The following is a 21,216-nucleotide window of genomic DNA, read 5'->3' as shown; positions in this document are numbered from 1 at the left end:
CATATAGAATCGGCCCGGATGGCCGCACAGGATAAGAAGAACAATGGCTTTCGAAAATCTCTCGCCCGTCCTTGCGGACGCCCTCACCGCGCGCGGCTATGAAGCGCTCACCCCCGTCCAGACGCATGTTACAGAAACCGACGCCACCGGCCGCGACCTTCTCGTCTCGGCGCAGACCGGATCGGGCAAGACCGTCGCCTTCGGCCTCGCGATGGCCGACCAGCTGCTCGAAGGCGGCCGCCTGCCCTTTGCCACCTCGCCGCTCGCGCTGATCGTCGCGCCGACGCGCGAACTGGCGTTGCAGGTCAGCCGCGAGCTCGGCTGGCTTTATGCCAAAGCCGGCGCGCGCATCGCAACCTGCGTCGGCGGCATGGATGCGAGCCGCGAACGCCGCAATCTGAACCAGGGGGTGCATATCGTCGTCGGCACGCCGGGGCGCCTGCGCGATCATCTCGAGCGCGGCGCGCTCGACCTCGAAGCGCTGCGCGTCGCGGTGCTCGACGAGGCCGACGAAATGCTCGACATGGGCTTTCGCGAAGATCTTGAGGAAATCCTCGACGCGACCCCCGAAACGCGCCGTACGCTCCTGTTTTCCGCTACGATCCCCAAGCCGATCGCACAGCTCGCCAAACGCTACCAGCGCGACGCGCTACGTATCTCGACCGTCGGCGAGGAGCGCGGCCATGGCGACATCGCCTATCAGGTTGTGACCGTCGCCCCCGCCGACATCGAGGGCGCGGTGATCAACCTCCTCCGCCTGCACGAAGCCGAAACCGCGATGCTCTTTTGTGCGACGCGCGACAATGTCCGCCGCCTCCACGCCAGTCTTGTCGAACGCGGCTTTGCCGCCGTCGCGCTGTCGGGCGAGCATAGCCAGAACGAGCGCAACCACGCGCTGCAGGCGCTGCGCGATCGCCGGGCACGCGTGTGCGTCGCCACCGACGTCGCCGCGCGCGGCATCGACCTGCCCAGCCTCAGCCTTGTCGTCCATGTCGAAATCCCGCGCGACGCCGAAACGCTCCAGCACCGTTCGGGCCGCACCGGCCGCGCGGGCAAGAAGGGCACGGCGGTCCTGATCGTCCCCTATCCGCGCCGCCGCCGCGTCGACGGGATGCTACGCGGGGCGAAGATCGAGGCCGAATGGATGAACGCGCCGACCGCCGCCGATGTCCGCCGAAAGGATCAGGAACGCCTGATCGAAAAGCTGCTCGCGCCGGTCGAACATGAGGCCGAGGACCTCGAACTCGCGCAGCGCCTGATGGCCGAACGCTCGGCCGAGGACATCGCCGCTTCGCTCGTTCGCGCGCACCGCGCGCTGATGCCGCCGCCCGAGGATCTGATCGACAACGGCCCGCCCGCGCGCCGCGAAAAAGGGGAGCGGGGCGAACGCTTCGAGCGCGGCGATCGCGACGGCCGCGGCGAGCGCCGCGAACAGTTCGACGACAGCGTCTGGTTCCGGCTCAACATCGGCCGCCGTCAGAATGCCGATCCGCGCTGGATCCTGCCCCTCCTCTGCCGCCGCGGCCATGTGACGAAGCACGAGATTGGCGCAATCCGCATCGGGCCGTCGGAAACGCTGTTCAACATCCCGCTCGCCATCGCCGACCGCTTCGCCGAAGCCGTGCAGCGCACCGCCAATCAGGACGGCGAGGACGACAGCGGCGTCGCGATCACGCCCGCGCCGGGCGGGGCGACCTACCCGCCGCGCCGCGAAAAGGGCGGCCCCAAGGGCGGTCCGCGTCCGCGTGGCCCGATGCGCGCGGGTCCAGCGGGCGACCGCCACCCGCGCGACAAGACCGAACGCTACAAACCAAAGCCCTACGGCCAGCGCAGCCCGCGCCGCCCGAAATAACAAGGCACGCCAAGTCCCTCCCCAGAAGGGGAGGGGCTCTCATCCACCACCCTTGCGCACGCCGCCTGCCCACCCCAAATGCGGCGAGCAGCAGGAGCGCGCGCCATGAAAGCCATCGAAGCCTTTATCGAGAAGCAGGGCAGCCCGGAGGTCATCGACTGGCGCGCGGTAACGCTGGGCGCGCCCGGCGCGGGCGAGGTGCTGATCCGCCAAACGGCGGTCGGGCTCAATTATATCGACATCTATCATCGCGACGGCACCTATCCGATCGACCTGCCCGGCGGGCTGGGTGTCGAGGCGGCGGGTGAGGTGGTCGCCGTCGGCAGCGGCGTCCACGGCTTCCGGCCCGGCGACCGCGTCGCCACTTTCGGCCCCGAACGCAGCGCCTATGCGAGCGCGCGGATCGTTCAGGCGTCGTCGCTGTTCCGCCTTCCCGCAGACATCGACGACGAAACGGCCGCCGCGGTACTCCTCAAGGCCTGTACCGTCGAGGCGCTGGTCGAACGCTGCGCGCGCGTCGAGGCGGGTTGGACCGTGCTGGTCCACGCCGCCGCGGGCGGGGTCGGGCTGATCCTGGTCCAATGGCTGAAGGCGATCGGCGCGACCGTGATCGGCACCGTCAGCACCGAAGCCAAGGAAGCGGCAGCGCGCGAAGCTGGCGCCGATTATGTGATCCGCTACAAGAGCGACGATGTCGCGGCGCATGTCCGCGAGATCACCGACGGCCACGGTGTTCCCGTCACCTTTGACGGCATCGGCATGGCGACCTGGGACGTGTCGCTCAACGCCACCGCGCGGCGCGGCCTGATCGTCAGCTATGGCAATGCCGGCGGCCCCGTAACCGGCGTGAACCTGGGCATATTGGCGCAGCATGGATCGCAGTTCGTGACGCGGCCGACATTGTTCGACTATTATCGCCTCCCCGGCGAACGCGCCGCGGGCGCCGAACGGGTATTCGAAATGGTCGAAGGCGGCGCCGTAACGGCGACGATCGGGCAGCGCTATTCGCTCGAAGACGCCGCCCGCGCGCACGCCGATCTGGCTGCCGGGCGGACGACGGGATCGACATTGTTGATTCCGGAGCATCGCTAATCCCCCTCCCCTGAAGGGGAGGGGCTGTTATCACGCCTTCAACCGCTCCGCGTGCCACGCGACATGGTCGGCCATGAAGGTCGAAATGAAATAATAGCTGTGATCGTACCCCGGCTGCATCCGGATCTCGGCCTTTTGTCCGGCGCGCTCGCACGCGGCGACCAGCAGTTCGGTCTTCAATTGGTCTGCCAGGAACGTGTCGGCGTCGCCCTGATCGACGAGCAGGTCGGGGACGCGCAGCCCCTGGTCGAGCAGCGCGCAGGCATCATGGGCCTGCCACGCCTCGCGGTCTTCGCCCAGATAGCCCCCAAGCGCCTTTTCGCCCCATGGACATTGCGTCGGCGCGACGATCGGCGAGAAGGCCGAAACCGAGCGGAAACGATCCTGACCCCGCAGTCCGATGGTCAGCGCGCCATGCCCGCCCATCGAATGCCCCATGATCGCCTGCCGCGTCAGGTCGGCGCTCGCAAAGTGGCGCAGCACCAGCGACGGCAACTCATCCTCGATGTACGAGCGCATCCGGTAATGTTTCGCCCACGGCTCCTCGGTCGCATCAACATAGAAGCCGGCCCCCAGCCCGAAATCCCACGCGACGTCGGGATCGTCGGGAACGCCGTCACCGCGCGGACTCGTGTCGGGCGCGACGAAGATCACCCCGTGCTGCGCACAAGCCGCGCGATATTCGCCCTTTTCCATCACATTGGCGTGGGTGCAGGTCAGCCCCGACAGATACCAGAGCACCGGCAGCTTGGTCCCCTCGGCATGGTCGGGAACGAAAACCGCGAAGGTCATGTCGGTGCCGGTCGTCGTGCTGGCATGTTTGTACACGCCCTGCGTTCCGCCGTGGCTGCGCGTGGTCGAGAGGGTTTCAAAGCTCATATGGGATCCTGAACGGGGATAGGTGCGACGAGCGGTCGATGCCCCCAATGACGGAGCAGGTCCAGTATCGCAGCGCCCGCCAGTCCCAGGGTCGCGGTATTGCGCAGCGGGTGGACATTGACGCGGTCGGCGGCGGCCAGCCCCGCGTCGATCACCACGGCGACGCTGCCGGGCTCGGCGTTGATCGCCGCGAGCGGCGTCACCGACCCCGGAGCGATGCCGAGCAGCCGCTCCATATCCATGGCCTTGCCGAAGCTGACACGCTTGCTGCCGATCGCCGCGGGCAGAGCCTTGAGGTCGACGCGCGCTTCGGACGGCACGGTGACGAGCCAGAAGGCGCCGCCATGGTCCTTCAGAAACAGGTTTTTCGTGCGCGCGCCGGGAATGGCGGCATTCACCGTATCGCTTTCGGCGACGGTAAACACAGCTTCATGCTCGTACGCGGCGAAGGGGATGGCAAGCGCGCCAAGGTCCGCCAACAATCCCGTTTCGCCGCGCATCGACGCGATTACATCCGGTGCAGCGCGCAGAGCTTGTTGCCCGACGGATCGCGCAGATAGGCGAGATAGAGCTTGCCGAAACCGCCTTCGCGAACGCCCGGCGGGTCTTCGATCGACGTGCCGCCATTTTCGACCCCGGCCTTGTGCCAGGCGTCGGCCTGTTCGGGCCCATCCATTGCGAAACCGACGGTGCAGCCGTTGCCCGCGGTCGCCGGCTCACCGTCGATCGGCTCGGTGACGAGGAACAGACCGCCATTGTGCATATAGATCAACCGTCCCTTGTCATCGACGATTCCCGGCTTGCCGCCGATCGCCTGAAAGGTCGCGTCATAGAATTTCTTCGATGCCTCCAGGTCGTTCGATCCGACCATATTGTGACTGTACATGGCTTTCCGCTCCTTTTGATTCTGGTTGCGATTCGATACCTACCCTGCCCGCCCCGTCAGGACCAGCCACGATAACGGCCCTCGTTCACCGAAAATGACGAGCTAACGGAACACCACCGTCTTGCGGCCGTCGATCAGCACGCGCTGTTCGGCAACCCAGCGGACCGCGCGCGCCAGCACCTGCGCCTCGGTATCGCGGCCAATGCGGATCAGTTCCTCGACGCTGTCGCGGTGGTCGACACGCTCGACGGCCTGTTCGATAATCGGCCCTTCGTCGAGGTCGCTCGTCACGAAATGCGCGGTCGCGCCGATCAGCTTGACCCCGCGCTCGTGCGCGCGGTGATAGGGTTTGGCGCCCTTGAAGCCCGGCAGGAAACTGTGGTGGATATTGATGCAGCGGCCCGCCAGCTTTGCCGACAATTCCTCCGACAAGACCTGCATGTAGCGCGCCAGCACCAGATATTCGGCGCCACCGCGCGCCATCACGTCGAGGATCGCGGCCTCCTGGCTTGCGCGATTGTCGTTGTTCACCGGCAGATAGTGAAACGGCACGCCATGCCATTCGGAAAGCCGCCGCTGCGCCTCGTGATTCGACACGACCCCGACGATGTCGATCGCGAGATTGCCCGTCGACCAGCGGTGCAACAGGTCGTTGAGGCAATGGCTGCCCTGCGACACCGCGATGACGAAGCGCGGCTTTGCGGCGGTGTCGCTGATCCGCGCATCCATCGCGAAGCGGGCGATGATCGGCGCGAAGGCGTCCTGCACCCCCGCCAACCCCTCGGGAAAGCGCGCCCCCGCGCCGCGAAACTCGACACGCATGAAAAAGCGCCCCGAATCAAGGTCGGCATATTGCTGGCTGTCGAGGATGAAGCCGTCACGCTCCGCGAGCAGCCCGGTCACGGCGGCGACGATGCCGACCGCGTCGACGCAGCTGAAGGTCAGGACATAGGCGGGTGCGTTCTCGCCTCTCATGTCAGCCCGAAATCTTGTGGAAGCCGCAAAGCTTGTTGCCGCTCGGATCGCGCAAATAAGCGAGATAAACGACCCGACCTTCGGTCGCGTTCCGAATACCCGGCGGGTTCTCTGCCGTTACCCCGCCGCTTTCGATCCCCGCCGCGTGCCAGGCGTCAACCGCGCTGGTCGAAGGCGCAAGAAACCCGAGCGTATGTCCGTTACCGCTTGCGGCCGCATTACCGTCGACGGGGCGCGTGATGACCAACCGCCCGCCCCCGTGCATGTAGATAAGCCGCCCGCGCTCGTCGATCACGCCTTCAGGCGCGCCGAGTACGCCAAGCACAGCGTCATAAAAACGCTTGCTCGCGTCGATATCATTCGACCCAAGAGTCACATGGCTGAACATGGCGAGTCCTTCCCGCTTCAATAAACCACGACGCTGCGGATGCTTTCCCCCGCGTGCATCAGGTCGAAGCCCTTGTTGATCTCTTCCAGCCCCATGACGTGCGTGATCATCGGGTCGATCTCGATCTTGCCCTGCATATACATGTCGACGATCTTCGGAACGTCGGTGCGGCCCTTCGCCCCGCCGAACGCGGTGCCACGCCAGTTGCGCCCGGTGACGAGCTGGAACGGCCGCGTCGCGATTTCCTTGCCCGCTTCGGCGACGCCGATGATGATCGAGGTGCCCCAGCCGCGATGGCAGGCTTCGAGTGCGATCCGCATCACTTCGGTATTGCCCGTCGCGTCGAAGGTATAATCGGCGCCGCCATCGGTCATCGCGACGATCGCCGCGACGACATCCTCGCGGCTCATGCCCTTCGAGTTCAAAAAGTCGGTCATGCCGAACTTGCGGCCCCATTCCTCGCGGTCAGGGTTGATGTCGACGCCGATGATCTGGTTCGCGCCGGCAAGCCGCGCGCCCTGGATCACGTTCAAACCGATGCCGCCGAGCCCGAAGACGACGACATTGTCGCCGACCTGCACCTTCGCGGTGTTGATGACCGCGCCGACGCCGGTGGTGACGCCGCAACCGATATAGCAGCTCGACTGAAAGGGTGCGTCCTCGCGGATCTTGGCGACCGCAATCTCGGGCAGCACCGTGAAGTTCGAGAAGGTCGAGCAGCCCATATAATGAAAGATCGGCTGGCCCTTGTACGAAAATCGCGTCGTGCCGTCGGGCATCAGCCCCTTTCCTTGGGTGGCGCGGATCGCGGTGCACAGGTTGGTCTTCCCCGAAAGGCAGCTTTTGCACTGGCGGCATTCGGGGGTGTAGAGCGGGATCACATGGTCGCCTGGCGTCACGCTGGTGACCCCCGCGCCAACCTCGCGCACCACCCCCGCGCCCTCATGCCCCAGCACGCTCGGGAAGATGCCCTCGCTGTCGAAACCGTCGAGTGTATAGGCGTCGGTATGGCAGATACCCGTCGCCATGATCTCGACCAGCACCTCGCCCGCCTTCGGGCCTTCGAGGTCGAGTTCGACAATCTCCAGCGGCTTCTTCGCTTCGAACGCAACGGCGGCGCGGGTCTTCATGGGCGGTCTCCTTCTCGGCGCTCCCAATCAGGCAAACAGGGCGGCAATGCAAGATGCGAGCGTCTAATCCTCGTCATCCCGGACTTGATCCGGGATCCATTCTTCCAAACGTCGCGTGAATGGATCCCGGATCAAGTCCGGGATGACGATTAAAGAAACGTCGCGCTCAACACTCCACCACACTAACCGCCAGCCCGCCCTTCGACGTTTCCTTATATTTGTCGCGCATGTCGCGGCCCGTTTGCAGCATCGTCGCGATCACCGTGTCGAGGCTGACGACATGCGTGCCGTCGCCGATCATCGCGATGCGGCTGGCGTCGATCGCCTTGATCGCGCCCATCGCGTTGCGTTCGATGCACGGGATTTGCACCAGCCCGCCAATCGGGTCGCAGGTGAGGCCGAGGTTATGTTCCATGCCGATCTCGGCAGCATTTTCGATCTGCGCATTGGTGCCGCCGAGCGCCGCGGTGAGCCCCGCCGCCGCCATCGAGCAGGCGACGCCGACCTCGCCCTGACAGCCGACCTCGGCGCCCGAGATGCTGGCGTTGCGCTTGTAAAGCGCGCCGACCGCGCCCGCGGTGAGCAGGAAGGTGCGAACGCCCTTCACGTCGCCGCGGCAGCCGCGCTTGTAATAGCGGATCACCGCGGGGATGATCCCCGCCGCGCCGTTGGTCGGCGCGGTGACGACGCGGCCACCCGCGGCATTCTCCTCATTCACCGCCATCGCCCACAGGTTGATCCAGTCCATCATCGCGAGCGGTTCGGACAGGTTCGCCTCGTGCCGTTCGCGGATGTCGGCGGCGATCTGCGGCGCGCGGCGCTTGACCTTGAGCCCGCCGGGCAGGATGCCAGTGCTGCAACAGCCCGCGTCGATCGAGGCGTCCATCGCCGCCGCGATCGCGTCGATCCCCGCCTCGACCGCGGCGAGGTCGCGGTGCGCAAGCTCGTTTTCGAGCATCATTTCGGCAAAGCTTTTGCCCGACGCGGCGCCCATTTCCATAAGGTCGGCGCCCGAGGTAAAGGGATAAGGGAGTTCCACCTCATCCTCTGCCCCGCGGCTGTTGCGCCCCGCCTCATCCTCGTCGACGACGAAGCCGCCGCCGATCGAGAAATATATGCGCTTTGCCAGGATTTCGCCGTCGCCGTCGCGCGCGGTGAAGGACAGCGCATTGGTGTGAAAGGGCTGGCGCTGGCGCATCTGGAAATGCAGGTCGCGCTTGGGCTCGAAGCGCACGCGCTGGCGGCCGAGCAGATAGAGAAAGCCTTCGCCCTTCGCCCGCGCCCAATGCGCCTCGATCGCGGCAAGGCTGGTTTCGGCGGGGATCTCGCCCGCCAGCCCCGCGACGAGCGCGGTATCGGAGGCGTGCCCCTTTCCGGTCAGCGCGAGCGAGCCGTAAAGATCGGCCTCGACATGCGCGGTGCGGGAGAGCAGGTCGTGCTCCTCCAGCCACAGGCCGAAACGGCGCCCCGCCACCATCGGCCCGACGGTATGCGAGCTCGAAGGGCCGACCCCGATTTTGAAAAGTTCGAAAAGGCTGATCGTCATGGCGCGCCTATAGGCGGATTGCGATCATCGGAACAGGTGGCGCGGGTGGAAATCGTTGAAGGAAATACCAATACGGGTGTGCCGACAGCCACCCAGTAAATGAGAGGCGTGTACCCCCGCGAAGGCGGGGGTCCATCAACCGATCGGCGCCATTTCGAACCGGCCGGAGATGGGTCCCCGCCTCCGCGGGGACACACGATCATCTGCAATGGCGATATTACGCCGGATAGGTCCAGGCGCCGTCGCGCGCCAGATTTTCCGCCGCGAAATCCCAGTTCAGCAGTTCGTCGACCACGGCGTCGACATAGGCCGGGCGCAGATTCTTGCGGTCGATATAATAGGCATGTTCCCACACATCGATGACGAGCAAGGGCTTGATCCCCGCGGTCAGTTCGGTGCCCGCGTCGTGCGTGTCGGTGACCGACAGCTTGCCGTCCTTTGCAACCAGCCACGCCCAGCCCGACGCGAAATGGTTGACGGCGGTTTCCTTGAGCTTTTTCTTCAGATCATCGAGCGATCCGAAATCGCGATCGATCGCGGCGGCCAGGTCGCCCGCAGGCGCGGTCTTCGTCGGGCTCAGGCTTTCCCAGTAAAAGGCGTGGTTCCACGACTGCGCCGCATTGTTGAACAAGCCCTTGTTGCCCGCGCCTTCGGCATGGTGGACGATTTCTTCCAGGCTCTTGTCCGCAAGGTCCGTGCCCTCGATCGCGGCGTTGACCTTGTCGACATAGGCCTTGTGATGCTTGCCATGGTGCGTCGCCAGTGTGTCGGCCGAGATATGCGGTGCCAGCGCGTCCTGGGCGTACGGCAGGGGAGGATGGGCGATCGTCATGGCAGTCTCCTTTTTGGTGTTCGGGGGACTAACTCGGTATCCCGCCTGCCGGTTGCAACCCCGTGACGGGGAAAAATTTCCCCGATCGCGGCTTTTCCGGATCGCAGCTTATAGGGTGATCGTTTTCGACTGAATCGTCATCCCGGCGAAGGCCGGGATGACGAGACAGGGAAGGCGGGGTTCAGTCTAACCCGATTACGCTATGAGGTAGGTGTACCCCGCGAAGGCGGGTTTGAGGTTAGGTGACCATCCCTCGCAAGGTTTCGATCCGGTCGGCCTCTTCAGCCGGCTTGTCGCGGCGGATGCGCGAAATGCGCGGAAAACGCATCGCGAGGCCCGACTTGTGGCGCTTCGAGGCGTGGATCGAATCGAACGCGACTTCGAGCACGAGCGTCTTTTCGACTTCGCGCACCGGGCCGAAGCGACCCACCGTGTTGTCGCGCACGAACTTGTCGAGCCATTTCAGCTCTTCGTCGGTGAAGCCCGAATAGGCCTTGCCGACGGGGAGCAATTCCCCCGCCTCGCTCCAGCAGCCGAAGCTATAGTCCGAATAAAAGCTCGCGCGGCGGCCATTGCCGCGCTGTGCATACATCATCACGCAATCGGCGGTGAGCGGATCGCGCTTCCATTTATACCAGAGCCCTGCGCGGCGGCCTGCCACATAAAGCGCATCGCGGCGCTTCAGCATCACCCCCTCGATCGCGGCATCGCGCGCGCCGGCGCGGCGGGCGGCAAGGTCGCTCCAGTCGCGCGCGTCGATCAGCTGCGACAGGTCGAAATGGCTGTCGGCGAGCCGCGGGACGAACGCTTCCAACTGTCGCCGCCGTTCGCTCCATGGCAGGCCGCGCAGGTCGTCGCCGTCGACCGCAAGCAGGTCATAAACGCGCACGAACGCCGGATAGTCGGCGAGCATCTTTTTCGAGACGGTCTTGCGCCCCAGCCGCTGTTGCAGCGCGTTGAAACTGGCGGCCTCCCCACCCTGTGCCTCGCCGCGCACCAGCAGCTCGCCGTCGATAACCGCATCCTGGTCGAACGCCGCGACGAGTTCGGGAAACGCCGCGCCGATCTCCTCGCCGCCGCGGCTATAGATGCGCGTCTCGCAGCCTCCGCGGACGATCTGGACGCGGATCCCGTCCCATTTCCACTCGGCGGCATAGTCGGAAAGGTCGAGGCTTTCCTGCTCTAACGGATGCGCGAGCATGAAGGGACGGAAAAAAGCGACATCGGCCAGGTCGGGGCGTCCGGCGCGCCCCTCGCCCCACGCAAAGAGGGGCGCATAGGGCGGCGGGATGGCGTGCCACAGCTCCTCGACATCGTCGACGGGCACACCGAATGCCTGTGCGAACGCCTGTTTCGCAAGCCGCGCCGACACGCCGACGCGCATGCCCCCCAAGGCGAGCTTGAGCAGCGCGTACCGCCCGTCGACGTCGAGCCGGTCGAGCAGATCGGCAAGGAGATCGGGGGCGGTGGCTCGGGTTGCGGATGAAAGGGCGTCAACGGCTCCCGACACGCTTAAGCCCCTCCCCTTCAGGGGAGGGGTCGGGGGTGGGGTTTCGAAAGCTGGGGCTACCTCGCGGGACCCCACCCCAACCCAGTGCCGGGTGGAACTGCCCCCGGCAGTTTCAGTCCGGTCCGGGGGACCGGACGACCCGGCACTCCTGAAGGAGAGAGGCTTTTCAGGCCACAGCAGCGCCGCCGTTTCCGCCGTATCGCCCACGAAATGCCGTGAAAGGCGGAACAATTCCTCGTCGACCCGCGTGGCCAACAACGCGCGCACCATTCCCGCCTTCACCGCCGGAAAATCGAGACTCTCGGTCAGCGCCGCGATCGCCCAGCCGCGGTCGGGATCGGGGGTGCGCTTCAGATAATCGACGATCAGCGCGAGCTTCGTATTGCGCGAACGCGTGTAGATCAGCCGGTCGATCAGGGCCGCAAAGCGCTTCACGCCTCGGCCTCCAGATCGCGGCCGACAAGGTGCAGCGCGCGCGCCTTGCGCTGGGTGAGTTCGCACCAGCGAAGGAGGCCATCCTCGCTGCCGTGCGTGATCCACGTCTCTTGCGGGTTCACCTCGGCGATTGTCGCGGTGAGTTCATCCCAATCGGCATGATCCGAAATGACGAGCGGCAGTTCGACCATCCGCTGCCGGGCCCGCTGCCGCACGCGCATCCAGCCTGACGCCATGGCCGTCACCGGATCGGGCAGCCGCCGCGACCAGCGATCGTTCAGCGCCGAGGGCGGCGCGAGGACGATCTGCCCCGCCATTTCGGCCTTGTCGCTTTCGCCGACCAGCCGCAGTTCGCCCAGGCCGACGCCACGTTCAGCATAAAGCGAACACATGCGTTCGAGCGCGCCGTGAATGAAGATCGGCGCGTTCCACCCGGCGGCGCGCAATTCGGCAATCACGCGCTGCGCCTTGCCGAGCGCATAGGCGCCGACGAGCACCGACCGGTCAGGCTCGGCGCGCACCGCGGCGATCAGCTTGGCGATTTCGTCCCGCGTCGGCGGGTGGCGGAAAACCGGCAGACCAAAGGTCGCCTCGGTGACGAAAATATCGCATGGCACGACCTCGAACGGCGCGCAGGTCGGGTCGGCGCGGCGTTTGTAATCGCCCGTCACAACGATGCGCTCGCCCGCATGGTCCATCAATATCTGCGCGCTGCCGAGCACATGCCCCGCGGGATGGAAGCTGAAACGCACCCCGCCGCGTTCAAAGCCATCGCCGTACGCAAACGCCCGATTGTGGCTCGCTTCGGCGTCGACGCCATAGCGCAGCGCCATGATCGCCAGCGTTTCCGCCGTCGCGAACACCGCGCCATGGTCGCTGCGCGCATGGTCGGCGTGGCCGTGCGTCACGACCGCGCGCTCCACCGGTCGCGACGGATCGATCCACAGGTCGGCGGGCTTCACATAAATGCCGCTCGAATGCGGCTCGATCCAGGTTTTCGCCTTCGCCATCAGGCGGCGTGTTTCCGCGCCCGCGCCAGGTCGGCAACAAAAGCTTCGCGTTCCTCTGCGGCTCGCACGGGATCGGGCATACGCAGCAGGTAGGACGGGTGGATCGTCGCGATCAGCTTCGTTCCCCCTTCAAGCTCGTGCATCGCGCCGCGCATCGACTTGATGCTCGCGCTTTTGCCCGTTACCCCGCGCAGCGCACTCGCACCAAGCGTGACGATCAGGTCGGGCCGGACGAGCGCGCGCTCCTTGTCGAGCCACCAGCGGCAAATGTCGATCTCGCCGGTTGTCGGATTCTGGTGCAACCGGCGCTTCCCGCGCGGTTCGAATTTGAAATGCTTGACCGCATTGGTGAGGAACAGCCGCGCGCGGTCAAGCCCTGCCTCCGCCAGCGCTTCGTTCAGCACCTGCCCCGCGGGACCGACGAAGGGTCGCCCCTCAATATCCTCCCGGTCGCCCGGCTGCTCGCCGACCAGCATGATCCGCGCCGCCGCCGGCCCTTCGCCCGCCACGCCCTGCGTCGCATGGCAATAGAGCGGACAGCGCGTGCAGCGATCGACCGCTTTCGCCAAATCGCCCAGCGTTTTCACATCGTCATCGAGGGCCAGCTCTTCGGGCACGCGCGTCCGCCATTTGTCGGTCAGGGGGTTTGCAAGCGAAACGGCCGTTTCGCGCATCCGTTCCACCCGCGCCCCGGCTTCGGCAAGCAGCGGCGCAATATCCCGCGCCTCGGGCAGGTTCTTCCAATATTTCTTCGGCATTTCGGCGCGCATCGCGGCGACCTTGACCCGCGCGGGGTTGAAGATCGCGCCATAATAGGTGCGCCATTGATCCTCGACGAGGTCGCTTTGGGGTACCTCGTCCCGCGTCCCGCCGGGGCCGTAGGTAAGCGTCTCCGCGCGCCAGATCGCGCGCGCGTCGGGGGTCAGGATCGCCCAGTCCATGCCGAAAAAGCGCCGCTGGAAAAAGGGCGCGGTGAGCCGCAAAATGCGGTGCGAGGGTTCGAACCACGCCGCGAAGCTTTCGCGGCCATTCGCTTCGCCCAGCCGCCGGAAGCGCACGAAGGCATGCATCTTGTGGACGTCGCGCCGAATCGCCTTGTCGGCCTTGTGCAGCCAATCGACATCCGCGTCAGTTGTCCGCGCCAGCAGATGCCGGTCATCGAGCGCGCGCCACATGATCCGGTATAGCCGCGCCGGCACCCCGGCATCGCGATGGCAAATCACCCGCTCGGCAATCTCGATCAGCTGGCGCGGGAGGCTCAACCGCTCGGCAGGGGGAGCCGCGAGTGCATCGCCGAACAGCGACGCGCCCTCCTCGCCGTCGCACCAGCTCACTTCCTCGGGCGAGATACCGCCGGCGAGCAACCCGCGCGCCGCATTCCGCCACTCGGCAAAATCGCCGGGCACGCTCAGCACGACCTCCCTCACAGCGCGAGCGCCAGTTGCTCGGCAGGCGGCGCAAAACGCGCGCGAAGATCGGCGCTGTCGGTGAGCTTCCCCGGCCGCCAGTCGGGCGTGACGATGAAGGGCAAAAGTTTTTTCACCGAAGCCGTCAGCTTGGCGAGATCGCCGAGCCTGAGCTTCCCCCACCGCCGCGCCGCGACGATGCGATCAACCGCGCGCGTCCCCAGCCCCGGCACCCGAAGCAGCAATTCGCGCGGGGCGCGGTTGATGTCGAGGGGAAAAATGTCGCGCCGCTGCAACGCCCAGGCTAGTTTCGGATCGATCGCGAGGTCGAGCATCCCACCGCTCGCCCCCTCCATAATTTCGGCGCGCTCGAAGCCATAGAAGCGCAGCAGCCAGTCGGCCTGATACAAACGATGCTCGCGCATCAGCGGCGGGCGCACCGGCGGCAGGTCGCGGCTCGCGTCGGGGATCGGGCTGTACGCCGAATAATAGACGCGCCGGAGGTGATAGCCCGAATAAAGGTTCGTCGCGGTTTTGAGGATGTCATCGTCGCGCGCGCCATCGGCCCCGACGATCATCTGCGTCGACTGCCCCGCCGGGGCAAAACGCGGGGGCTTTGCCTTGCCGATCAGCCGGCTCTTGGCCGCGTCGGACACATCGGCCTCGCGCGTGCGCACCGACGCCATCGTCTTGCGGATCGTCGCGGGCTTCTTCTCCGGCGCGAAACTGGAAAGCCCTTCTTCTGTCGGCAGCTCCACATTCGTCGAAAGGCGGTCGGCATAAAGTCCTGCCAGCGCAACAAGCCCCGGATCGGCTCCGGCAATGATCTTGAGATGGATATAGCCCTGAAAGCGATGCTCCTCGCGCAATATCCGCGCGACCTCGACCAGCTGCTCCATCGTATAGTCCTCGGAACGGATGATGCCCGACGACAGGAACAGCCCCTCGATATAATTGCGCTTGTAGAAATCGAGCGTCAGCGCCGCGACCTCCTGCGGGTCGAAGCGCGCGCGCTCGACATTGCTCGACGCGCGATTGATGCAAAAGCGGCAATCGTAAATGCAGAAGTTGGTGAGCAATATCTTGAGCAGCGAGATGCAGCGCCCGTCGGGCGCATAGCTGTGACAGATGCCCATGCCCTCGGTCGATCCGATACCTTTCGTGCCCGTCGCGTCGCGCATCACCGTCCCCGATGATGCGCACGAGGCGTCATATTTGGCCGCATCGGCCAATATGGCCAGCTTCTGGAGGATCGGTTTTGCGCTCATGCCACCCATCTAGCATGGGAACATAAAAAGAACAAAGCCGTTCAGCGCCGTCAGGCCTCGCGCCACCGTGCCGGAAGCGTGATGTCGACGATCAGGCCGTCGGGCTCCCAGCGCCGCGCGATCGTGCCGCCGAGATTATTTTTGACGCTCCGCTCCATCAGCAAGGTGCCAAAGCTCGTTTGCTCGGGCGGCGCGATCTCGCGATCGGCGCCGCTCTCGGCCCAGGTGAGGCGAAAGCGGCGGTCGGCGGCGCCTTCGTCATCCTGCGTCCAGCGCACCTCGACCTCGCCGCGCTGACCCGACAGCGCGCCATGCTTGGCGGCATTGGTCGCGAGTTCGTTGAACAGCAGCGCCATCGCAACAAGCGCATTTTCGGGGAGCAACAGGTCGGGCCCCGACCAGCGGATTCGCGGAAAGCTCGCCTCGACCTCGCGTAGCAACGCGTGCATCGACCCCGTCATGAAATTGGCACCGAGCAGGACGTTCTGCGCGCGGTTGAGTGCATCGAGCCGGCTGCTGATCCGTTCGACATAATCGTCGACATCGCGCGCTGCATGACGGGTGAGCGAGATGATCGCGCCGACCGTCGCGAACAGGTTCCGCATCCGGTGGTGCAGTTCGCGCATCAGCAGATTGGCATTTTCCTGTCGGCTTTTCTGTTCGGTGATGTCGATACTCACGCCGGTCAGAATCGCATCGTCGGCCTGGACGTCCCAATCGGCGTGCACCGCAATCCACCGTACCCCCCGTTCGGGATGCTGGATGCGATATTCGGTCGCATAATGCGCGCCCTGGGCCACCGATTCGCCCAGCACGCCGCGCACCGCATCGCGATCGTCGGGGTGAAGGCGCTCGAAGAAGCCGTCGATATGGGCGAGCGCGGTTTCGTAATCGGCGCCCCACAATTCGGTGACGGCGCCATGCCATTGGATCGCGCCTGTGCGGGCGTCGTAACGCCAGGTGGCGATTCCCGAAAAGTCGAGCGCACGTTCCAGCGTGCGTTTCACTTCGTCGCGTTCGGTCACGGTGCGGCGCAGATCGGCCTCCGCCATCACCAGCGCGGCAAAATCCTGAAGCCGCTCGACCTCGCGAAAGCTGAGTACCGGTCGCGTCTTGCGGTCGATCAGGCAGAGGGTCCCCAGAATTTCTCCATTATAGGCGCGCAGCGGCACGCCCGCATAAAAGCGGATATAGGGCTCGCCCGTGACGAGCGGGTTGTCGCGAAAACGAGGATCGATCGACGCATCGGTGATCAGAAGCGGCGTTTCGTCATCAACGACATATTTGCAGAAACTGATGTCGCGATGCGTTTCGGCAACGTCGAGCCCGTGCGCCGACTTGAACCACTGGCGGCATTCGTCGACAAGCGAGATAAGGGCGATCGGCGCGTCGAACAGGTCCGCCACCAGCTTCGTAACCCGGTCGAACGCGGGCTCCGGGCTCGTGTCGAGCAGGCGATATTCGCGCAGCGTTTCGAGCCGCCGGCGTTCGCGCACGATCCGATCATCTTCCGCTTGCGGCAACGCCCGTCCCCCACCCTTTTCCGATACTGCCCGCGCTGCATCGCCTGATTTCCCTGGGGGCCGCTCTGCCATGAACCGGGTCCTAAAAAAACAAACTTTCGATCAGAGCGCAAAACGACACGATTCCGCCGTCTTACCCTGTGGCCGCAACGCATCCCGGCTGACTCTACGCACCAACATGCGACAGGTTGCAGCGACCCGCACGGAACCCACGCCGCGCACAGGCGTATCGCTTGTTCGAGAGGGAGGCTTTTGATGACATTGGGTGACGAGATTCGCGGACATCTTCCCTATTTGCGCCGCTACGCGCGCGCGCTGACGGGGAGCCAGCAGCATGGCGACAATTTCGTCCACGTCCTGCTGGAAGCGATTGTCGCCGCGCCCGACGAATTCCGCAGCGGCGACGGCACGCGCATCGACCTCTACCGGGGTTTCCACCGCATCTGGGAAAGCGCCTATCTGGACGACGGCGAAGGTGACGACGATGGTGAAGATCCACTCGTCCGCGCCGCGCACCGGCGCCTGATCCGGATCACGCCGCTCGGCCGTCAGATCCTGTTGCTCACCGCGCTCGAAGGCTTTTCGGTCGAGGAAGCGTCGCAGATCACCGGTACCGACGCCGCGACGGTCGAAACGCTGCTGGCCGACGCCGTCACCGACCTCGACCGCGAATCGCGCACATCGGTCTTGATCATCGAGGATGAGCCGCTGATCGCGATGGAACTCGAACAGATCGTCCGCGACCTCGGCCACGATGTCGCCGGGATTGCGACGACGCACGAGGATGCCGTCGCGGCGTTCGAGCATACCGACGCCGGGCTGGTGCTGGCCGACATCCAGCTCGCCGACGGATCATCGGGGATCGACGCGGTTCAGGATATATTGGCGCGCGCACCGGTGCCCGCGATCTTCATCACCGCCTATCCCGAACGGCTGCTGACGGGGGGCCGGGTCGAGCCGACCTTCCTGATCTCCAAACCGTTTCGCGAAAATACGGTGCGCGCCGCGATCAGCCAGAGCCTGCTTTTTACGCCCCAGCTCGCGGCTTAGACCCGATCAACATTCGGCTCCGGCGGCCAGCGCCGATCAGAACCGGCGCTCAATCGGGGGCGTTCGTGCCGCCCGTCAGCTGGTCGACATTGTCCATGATCGTGCGAAAGGCCTCATTCGAGGGCAGCGCATCGCTGCTCCGCAGCGGCATATCGCCGCTTTCCAGGATCGTCTGCAACGCCGCACGGCCGCGCGACACGCGGCTTTTCATCGTGCCGACCGCGCAGCCACAGATCGCCGCGCCTTCCTCATAGCTTAGCTGCCCCGCACCGATCAGGATCAGCGCCTCGCGCTGGTCGACGGGCAGCATCAACAGCGCGCGCTGGACGTCCGCAAGATGCAGGCTGTCGTCCTGATCGTCGGGCGCAACGAGCAGGCGCTCGGCGGCCAGCTCGTCATATTCGGCCGTGAATTTCTTGCGCCGCATCTGCGACAGGAAACAGTTGCGCAGAATGACAAAGGCCCAGCTCTTCATGCTCGCGGGGCCGGGTATATATTGCGCGCGCGCCTTCCACGCCTTCAGCATCGTTTCCTGCACCAGATCGTCCGCCAGATCCGCATTGCCCGTCAAACTGCGCCCGAAGGCGCGCAGGTGCGGCAGCATCGCCGCGAGTTCGCGCTTGAAGCTGGCGTCGTCGAGTGGTTGGGGGGTTATTGTGCTGATAACAAGGCCTTTGTCTGGCGCGCAGATCGTCGCCGGCGCATGACCGGCTTAACGCACTCCCCCGTCATTGCAAGCCTGCCTGCCCGCCCGGAGGCGGCGACCGACGACCGAGAGCGACGAAATTGCCCAGCATATGCTCGAACTCGGGATCGAGCCGGCCGTCGGCCGCCAATCGCGCAAACTCCGCCTCATGCCCCCGAAGGCCGGGCTCATACAGCATCGTCCAATCGGCGAAATCGCGTTGCTCGATCGCGCGGCGCCGGATTTCGATCATCCCGCTGTGCCGCTCATCCGCGCGGATCGCCGCCAGGCAAGCGTCGACACGATCGGCCGGCCCTTCGAGCAGCTGCATGAAATTATGCCCGTTATAGATGAGCGCTCCGGTCAGTGCGTCGCGCGCATTGTTGCGGCGCGCCGTCACCAATATGGCGTCGATGTCCGCCGACGAAAGCAGCGGGTCGGCGACGCTGACATAGATTACGGAAAGCAAGTGGTCACGCTCCAGTCGTTCGGCGCAATGGCCGCCATAATGTGACCCCTCACATGCGCCTGATTAGGGCCGGTGTGACTTCTTGGCAACGCATTCATCGCAAAATGCAACGAAGCGGGGAACCCGCGGCGCTTTTCCTCGTTGCTGACGCATGGCTACGCAAGGGAACAAAGGAACGAACGGCAGCGGCCCTCCGCCGCCCCCCGGCGCCGATGCTCCGCGCCGTGCGCAAGGGGGCTTTCCCGGAACGCAGGGCGACGAATGGCATCGCACGCTGACCGGTCGGCAGGCGCCCGAGCCGGTCAGCGCGAAACTGCGAATGATCTATGGCAATATCGTCGCCGAACAATTGCCCGACCGAATGCTCGATTTGTTGTCAAAGCTCGATCAAAAAAGCCCGAAATCCTGATGCCCGCCCCCTCCGCCGCTGCTTCGCAGCCCAAGGCCGCAACGCTTTCGGACAGCGAATTCAAGGCCTTGCTAGCCGGTGTCATCCCGCATCTGCGGGCCTATGGCCGCAGCCTGTCGGGCAACCCCGACCTCGCCGACGATCTGACGCAGGATACGATGGTCAAGGCGTGGGCATCGCGCGACCGGTTCGAGCGCGGAACGTCGATCAAGGCGTGGACCTTCGTGATTCTCCGCAACACCTTTCTGTCGCAGATGCGGCGCAACAAATTTGTCGGCGAATATGACGAAACCGCGGTCGAACGCACCATTTCTACACCCGCGAGCCAGGAAAACAGCGGCGAGATGGCCGACCTGCAACGCGGGCTCATGGAATTGCCGCAGGACCAGCGCGAAGCATTGATCCTCGTCGGCGCGGGCGGCATGTCGTACGAGGAAGCGGCAAGCATCTGCGATTGCGCGCTCGGTACGATGAAAAGCCGCGTGTCCCGCGCGCGCGCTGCGCTCGAGGAGATCATGCGCCGCGGCCAGTTTTCACAAAAGCGCGCCGATGCGCCCCCCGCAAGCGAAGCGGTCGATGCCATCATGGATAGCGTCGAGGAAATCACCGCGCGGCGCGAGGCGGCGAACCGCTAGACTTTCCGCCGGAGGCGCTTCAGAAACAGCCGGTCTTCCCCAGCCAAGCGAGCATTTCCGATGAAAAACTTTCCACCCTTCGCCCTTGTTGCCGCGCTTGCGGTCGCCGCCTGCTCGGCGCCGACGACGACCGAGGCGGCCTCGGCCGACACCGCCGCCTTCGATGCTTCGGGCGAACATCCCGCCGCCGCCCTCGCGGACGCGCCCTTCACGGTGGAAGAGGTTGCCGCGTTTAACGAACCCTGGGCGATGACCTTTCTCCCCGGCATGCGCGCCGCGCTGATCACCGAAAAGGCAGGCAGGCTCAAGCTTTGGCAGGACGATGGCCCGACGCTGGATGTCGCGGGCGTTCCCGCGGTTGCCTATGGCGGCCAGGGCGGCTTCGGCGATGTGATCGTCGCGCCCGATTTCGCCGCGTCGGGCATGATCTACCTGAGCTGGGTCGAGGTCGGCAGCGGCGGCACCTATGGCGCGGTCGCGGGGCGCGCAAAGCTGGTTCCGGGCGCCGCGCCGCGGATCGAGGGGCTGGAGGTGATCTGGAAACAGCATCCCAAGGTTACGGGACGCGGCCATTATTCGCACCGCCTCGCCTTCTCCCCCGACGGCCGGTATCTTTTCATCGGATCGGGCGAGCGGCAGAAGTTCGACCCGGCCCAGGACATGACAGGCAATCTCGGCAAGATCCTCCGTCTCTATCCCGACGGCAGCGTTCCCGCGGACAATCCTTTCGCCGATCAGGGCGGCGCCACCGCGCAAATCTGGTCGCTGGGCCACCGCAATATCCTCGGCCTCGCCTTCGACGGCGCGGGGCAGCTCTGGAATCAGGAGATGGGACCGCGCCACGGCGACGAGGTCAATCTGGTCGAAGCCAAGGCGAACTATGGCTACCCGATCGTGTCGAACGGCGATCATTATGATGGCCGCGACATCCCCGACCACCCCACGCGCCCCGAATTTGCGGCGCCGAAGCTGTGGTGGAACCCCGCCGTCTCCCCCGCCGGTCTCGCATTCTATAGCGGCGACCTTTACCCCGGCTGGAAAAACAGCCTGCTGATGGGGGCGCTGTCGGGCGAGGGACTCATCCGCATGATCATCGACGGACAGACGCTCCACAAGGCAGATCGCTGGGATTTCGGAAAGCGTATCCGCGAGGTCGAGGTGCGCGATGACGGCACCGTCTGGCTGCTCACCGATGGCGAGGACGGCAGGCTGGTTAAGCTCGTCCCCAAACGCTAA

The 21,216-nt window shown here is 65.3% G+C and carries 21 protein-coding genes; 6 read left to right on the top strand and 15 right to left on the bottom strand.

From position 1 onward, the window contains the following. Positions 1 to 43 precede the first annotated feature (43 nt). Both RIA72_RS04145 and RIA72_RS04140 read left to right on the top strand, forming a co-directional pair. The gene (locus RIA72_RS04145; protein WP_350031108.1) at positions 44 to 1,852 is read left to right on the top strand and encodes a DEAD/DEAH box helicase; all 1,809 of its coding nucleotides are present in this window, start codon (positions 44 to 46) and stop codon (positions 1,850 to 1,852) included. A gap of 105 nt (positions 1,853 to 1,957) precedes the next feature. Next, positions 1,958 to 2,944: a quinone oxidoreductase family protein gene (locus RIA72_RS04140; RefSeq protein WP_350031107.1), complete on the top strand. Its 987-nt coding sequence runs from the start codon at positions 1,958 to 1,960 to the stop codon at positions 2,942 to 2,944. A 30-nt stretch (positions 2,945 to 2,974) separates the two neighbouring features. Here the strand turns inward: RIA72_RS04140 and fghA are convergent, their stop codons facing one another. The 13 genes from fghA to RIA72_RS04075 all read right to left on the bottom strand — a co-directional run bounded on the left by fghA (position 2,975) and on the right by RIA72_RS04075 (position 16,705). Then, a complete protein-coding gene (gene fghA, locus RIA72_RS04135) occupies positions 2,975 to 3,823 on the bottom strand; it encodes an S-formylglutathione hydrolase (protein ID WP_350031106.1) in 849 nt (282 codons plus the stop codon). Beyond that, positions 3,820 to 4,323, bottom strand: coding sequence for a prolyl-tRNA synthetase associated domain-containing protein (locus RIA72_RS04130; RefSeq protein WP_350031105.1), 504 nt, complete (start codon positions 4,321 to 4,323; stop codon positions 3,820 to 3,822). The genes fghA and RIA72_RS04130 overlap by 4 nt, the downstream gene beginning before the upstream one ends. 8 nt (positions 4,324 to 4,331) lie before the next feature. Next, positions 4,332 to 4,709, bottom strand: coding sequence for a VOC family protein (locus tag RIA72_RS04125; RefSeq protein ID WP_350031104.1), 378 nt, complete (start codon positions 4,707 to 4,709; stop codon positions 4,332 to 4,334). Between the two features lie 102 nt (positions 4,710 to 4,811). Next, complete coding sequence (purU, locus tag RIA72_RS04120; protein WP_350031103.1) at positions 4,812 to 5,684, bottom strand: formyltetrahydrofolate deformylase; 873 nt, start codon at positions 5,682 to 5,684, stop codon at positions 4,812 to 4,814. Position 5,685: 1 nt separating this feature from the next. Then, the gene (locus RIA72_RS04115; RefSeq protein WP_350031102.1) at positions 5,686 to 6,072 is read right to left on the bottom strand and encodes a VOC family protein; all 387 of its coding nucleotides are present in this window, start codon (positions 6,070 to 6,072) and stop codon (positions 5,686 to 5,688) included. A 17-nt stretch (positions 6,073 to 6,089) separates the two neighbouring features. Then, entirely contained in the window at positions 6,090 to 7,202 is a 1,113-nt protein-coding gene (locus RIA72_RS04110) for an S-(hydroxymethyl)glutathione dehydrogenase/class III alcohol dehydrogenase (RefSeq protein ID WP_350031101.1), read from the bottom strand. Between the two features lie 166 nt (positions 7,203 to 7,368). Next, positions 7,369 to 8,748, bottom strand: coding sequence for an L-serine ammonia-lyase (locus RIA72_RS04105; RefSeq protein WP_350031100.1), 1,380 nt, complete (start codon positions 8,746 to 8,748; stop codon positions 7,369 to 7,371). Between the two features lie 217 nt (positions 8,749 to 8,965). Continuing rightward, positions 8,966 to 9,580 carry a superoxide dismutase gene (locus tag RIA72_RS04100; protein ID WP_350031099.1) on the bottom strand — a complete coding sequence of 205 codons (615 nt, stop codon included), beginning with the start codon at positions 9,578 to 9,580 and terminating at the stop codon, positions 8,966 to 8,968. Positions 9,581 to 9,818: 238 nt separating this feature from the next. After that, positions 9,819 to 11,525 carry a cisplatin damage response ATP-dependent DNA ligase gene (locus RIA72_RS04095; protein WP_350031098.1) on the bottom strand — a complete coding sequence of 569 codons (1,707 nt, stop codon included), beginning with the start codon at positions 11,523 to 11,525 and terminating at the stop codon, positions 9,819 to 9,821. Beyond that, complete coding sequence (locus RIA72_RS04090) at positions 11,522 to 12,535, bottom strand: ligase-associated DNA damage response exonuclease (RefSeq protein WP_350031097.1); 1,014 nt, start codon at positions 12,533 to 12,535, stop codon at positions 11,522 to 11,524. Before RIA72_RS04090 ends, RIA72_RS04095 begins: the two co-directional genes overlap by 4 nt. Beyond that, positions 12,535 to 13,950, bottom strand: a complete 1,416-nt coding sequence (locus RIA72_RS04085; protein WP_350031096.1) for a UdgX family uracil-DNA binding protein — start codon at positions 13,948 to 13,950, stop codon at positions 12,535 to 12,537. The genes RIA72_RS04090 and RIA72_RS04085 overlap by 1 nt, the downstream gene beginning before the upstream one ends. 8 nt (positions 13,951 to 13,958) lie before the next feature. Beyond that, on the bottom strand, positions 13,959 to 15,209 hold the full coding sequence (locus RIA72_RS04080) for a putative DNA modification/repair radical SAM protein (RefSeq protein WP_350031095.1): 1,251 nt from the start codon (positions 15,207 to 15,209) through the stop codon (positions 13,959 to 13,961). A 50-nt stretch (positions 15,210 to 15,259) separates the two neighbouring features. Continuing rightward, positions 15,260 to 16,705 carry a sensor histidine kinase gene (locus RIA72_RS04075; protein ID WP_350031094.1) on the bottom strand — a complete coding sequence of 482 codons (1,446 nt, stop codon included), beginning with the start codon at positions 16,703 to 16,705 and terminating at the stop codon, positions 15,260 to 15,262. A gap of 282 nt (positions 16,706 to 16,987) precedes the next feature. On the opposite strand from RIA72_RS04075, the gene RIA72_RS04070 reads away from it, so the two are divergent. Next, positions 16,988 to 17,782, top strand: a complete 795-nt coding sequence (locus RIA72_RS04070; RefSeq protein WP_350031093.1) for a response regulator — start codon at positions 16,988 to 16,990, stop codon at positions 17,780 to 17,782. A 49-nt stretch (positions 17,783 to 17,831) separates the two neighbouring features. Here RIA72_RS04070 and RIA72_RS04065 read toward each other — a convergent pair whose 3' ends face one another. Then, a complete protein-coding gene (locus tag RIA72_RS04065) occupies positions 17,832 to 18,386 on the bottom strand; it encodes a sigma-70 family RNA polymerase sigma factor (protein ID WP_502957933.1) in 555 nt (184 codons plus the stop codon). Positions 18,387 to 18,510: 124 nt separating this feature from the next. Then, positions 18,511 to 18,936, bottom strand: a complete 426-nt coding sequence (locus RIA72_RS04060) for a BLUF domain-containing protein (protein ID WP_350031092.1) — start codon at positions 18,934 to 18,936, stop codon at positions 18,511 to 18,513. A 151-nt stretch (positions 18,937 to 19,087) separates the two neighbouring features. Here RIA72_RS04060 and RIA72_RS04055 point away from each other — a divergent pair, with 151 nt between their 5' ends. From RIA72_RS04055 to RIA72_RS04045, 3 genes are read left to right on the top strand one after another with little or no spacing between them, the layout of a single operon-like run. After that, complete coding sequence (locus RIA72_RS04055) at positions 19,088 to 19,345, top strand: NepR family anti-sigma factor (RefSeq protein WP_350031091.1); 258 nt, start codon at positions 19,088 to 19,090, stop codon at positions 19,343 to 19,345. Next, positions 19,345 to 19,980 carry a sigma-70 family RNA polymerase sigma factor gene (locus RIA72_RS04050; protein ID WP_350031090.1) on the top strand — a complete coding sequence of 212 codons (636 nt, stop codon included), beginning with the start codon at positions 19,345 to 19,347 and terminating at the stop codon, positions 19,978 to 19,980. Before RIA72_RS04055 ends, RIA72_RS04050 begins: the two co-directional genes overlap by 1 nt. 60 nt (positions 19,981 to 20,040) lie before the next feature. Continuing rightward, positions 20,041 to 21,216, top strand: a complete 1,176-nt coding sequence (locus RIA72_RS04045; protein ID WP_350031089.1) for a PQQ-dependent sugar dehydrogenase — start codon at positions 20,041 to 20,043, stop codon at positions 21,214 to 21,216.

This window comes from Sphingopyxis sp., assembly GCF_040216815.1.
GTDB lineage: Bacteria > Pseudomonadota > Alphaproteobacteria > Sphingomonadales > Sphingomonadaceae > Sphingopyxis.
This window is presented reverse-complemented; position numbering and strand designations above follow the sequence as displayed.

What these genes read in the sequence shown, in the direction of transcription:
- fghA (WP_350031106.1), bottom strand. Translation starts at nt 3,823, where the DNA reads ATGAGCTTTGAAACCCTCTCGACCACGCGCAGCCACGGCGGAACGCAG.
- RIA72_RS04080 (WP_350031095.1), bottom strand. Translation starts at nt 15,209, where the DNA reads ATGAGCGCAAAACCGATCCTCCAGAAGCTGGCCATATTGGCCGATGCG.
- RIA72_RS04050 (WP_350031090.1), top strand. Translation starts at nt 19,345, where the DNA reads ATGCCCGCCCCCTCCGCCGCTGCTTCGCAGCCCAAGGCCGCAACGCTT.
- RIA72_RS04090 (WP_350031097.1), bottom strand. Translation starts at nt 12,535, where the DNA reads ATGGCGAAGGCGAAAACCTGGATCGAGCCGCATTCGAGCGGCATTTAT.
- RIA72_RS04100 (WP_350031099.1), bottom strand. Translation starts at nt 9,580, where the DNA reads ATGACGATCGCCCATCCTCCCCTGCCGTACGCCCAGGACGCGCTGGCA.
- RIA72_RS04105 (WP_350031100.1), bottom strand. Translation starts at nt 8,748, where the DNA reads ATGACGATCAGCCTTTTCGAACTTTTCAAAATCGGGGTCGGCCCTTCG.
- RIA72_RS04130 (WP_350031105.1), bottom strand. Translation starts at nt 4,323, where the DNA reads ATGCGCGGCGAAACGGGATTGTTGGCGGACCTTGGCGCGCTTGCCATC.
- RIA72_RS04140 (WP_350031107.1), top strand. Translation starts at nt 1,958, where the DNA reads ATGAAAGCCATCGAAGCCTTTATCGAGAAGCAGGGCAGCCCGGAGGTC.
- RIA72_RS04065 (WP_502957933.1), bottom strand. Translation starts at nt 18,386, where the DNA reads ATGCTGCCGCACCTGCGCGCCTTCGGGCGCAGTTTGACGGGCAATGCG.
- RIA72_RS04045 (WP_350031089.1), top strand. Translation starts at nt 20,041, where the DNA reads ATGAAAAACTTTCCACCCTTCGCCCTTGTTGCCGCGCTTGCGGTCGCC.
- purU (WP_350031103.1), bottom strand. Translation starts at nt 5,684, where the DNA reads ATGAGAGGCGAGAACGCACCCGCCTATGTCCTGACCTTCAGCTGCGTC.
- RIA72_RS04055 (WP_350031091.1), top strand. Translation starts at nt 19,088, where the DNA reads ATGGCTACGCAAGGGAACAAAGGAACGAACGGCAGCGGCCCTCCGCCG.
- RIA72_RS04115 (WP_350031102.1), bottom strand. Translation starts at nt 6,072, where the DNA reads ATGTTCAGCCATGTGACTCTTGGGTCGAATGATATCGACGCGAGCAAG.
- RIA72_RS04125 (WP_350031104.1), bottom strand. Translation starts at nt 4,709, where the DNA reads ATGTACAGTCACAATATGGTCGGATCGAACGACCTGGAGGCATCGAAG.
- RIA72_RS04110 (WP_350031101.1), bottom strand. Translation starts at nt 7,202, where the DNA reads ATGAAGACCCGCGCCGCCGTTGCGTTCGAAGCGAAGAAGCCGCTGGAG.
- RIA72_RS04070 (WP_350031093.1), top strand. Translation starts at nt 16,988, where the DNA reads ATGACATTGGGTGACGAGATTCGCGGACATCTTCCCTATTTGCGCCGC.
- RIA72_RS04145 (WP_350031108.1), top strand. Translation starts at nt 44, where the DNA reads ATGGCTTTCGAAAATCTCTCGCCCGTCCTTGCGGACGCCCTCACCGCG.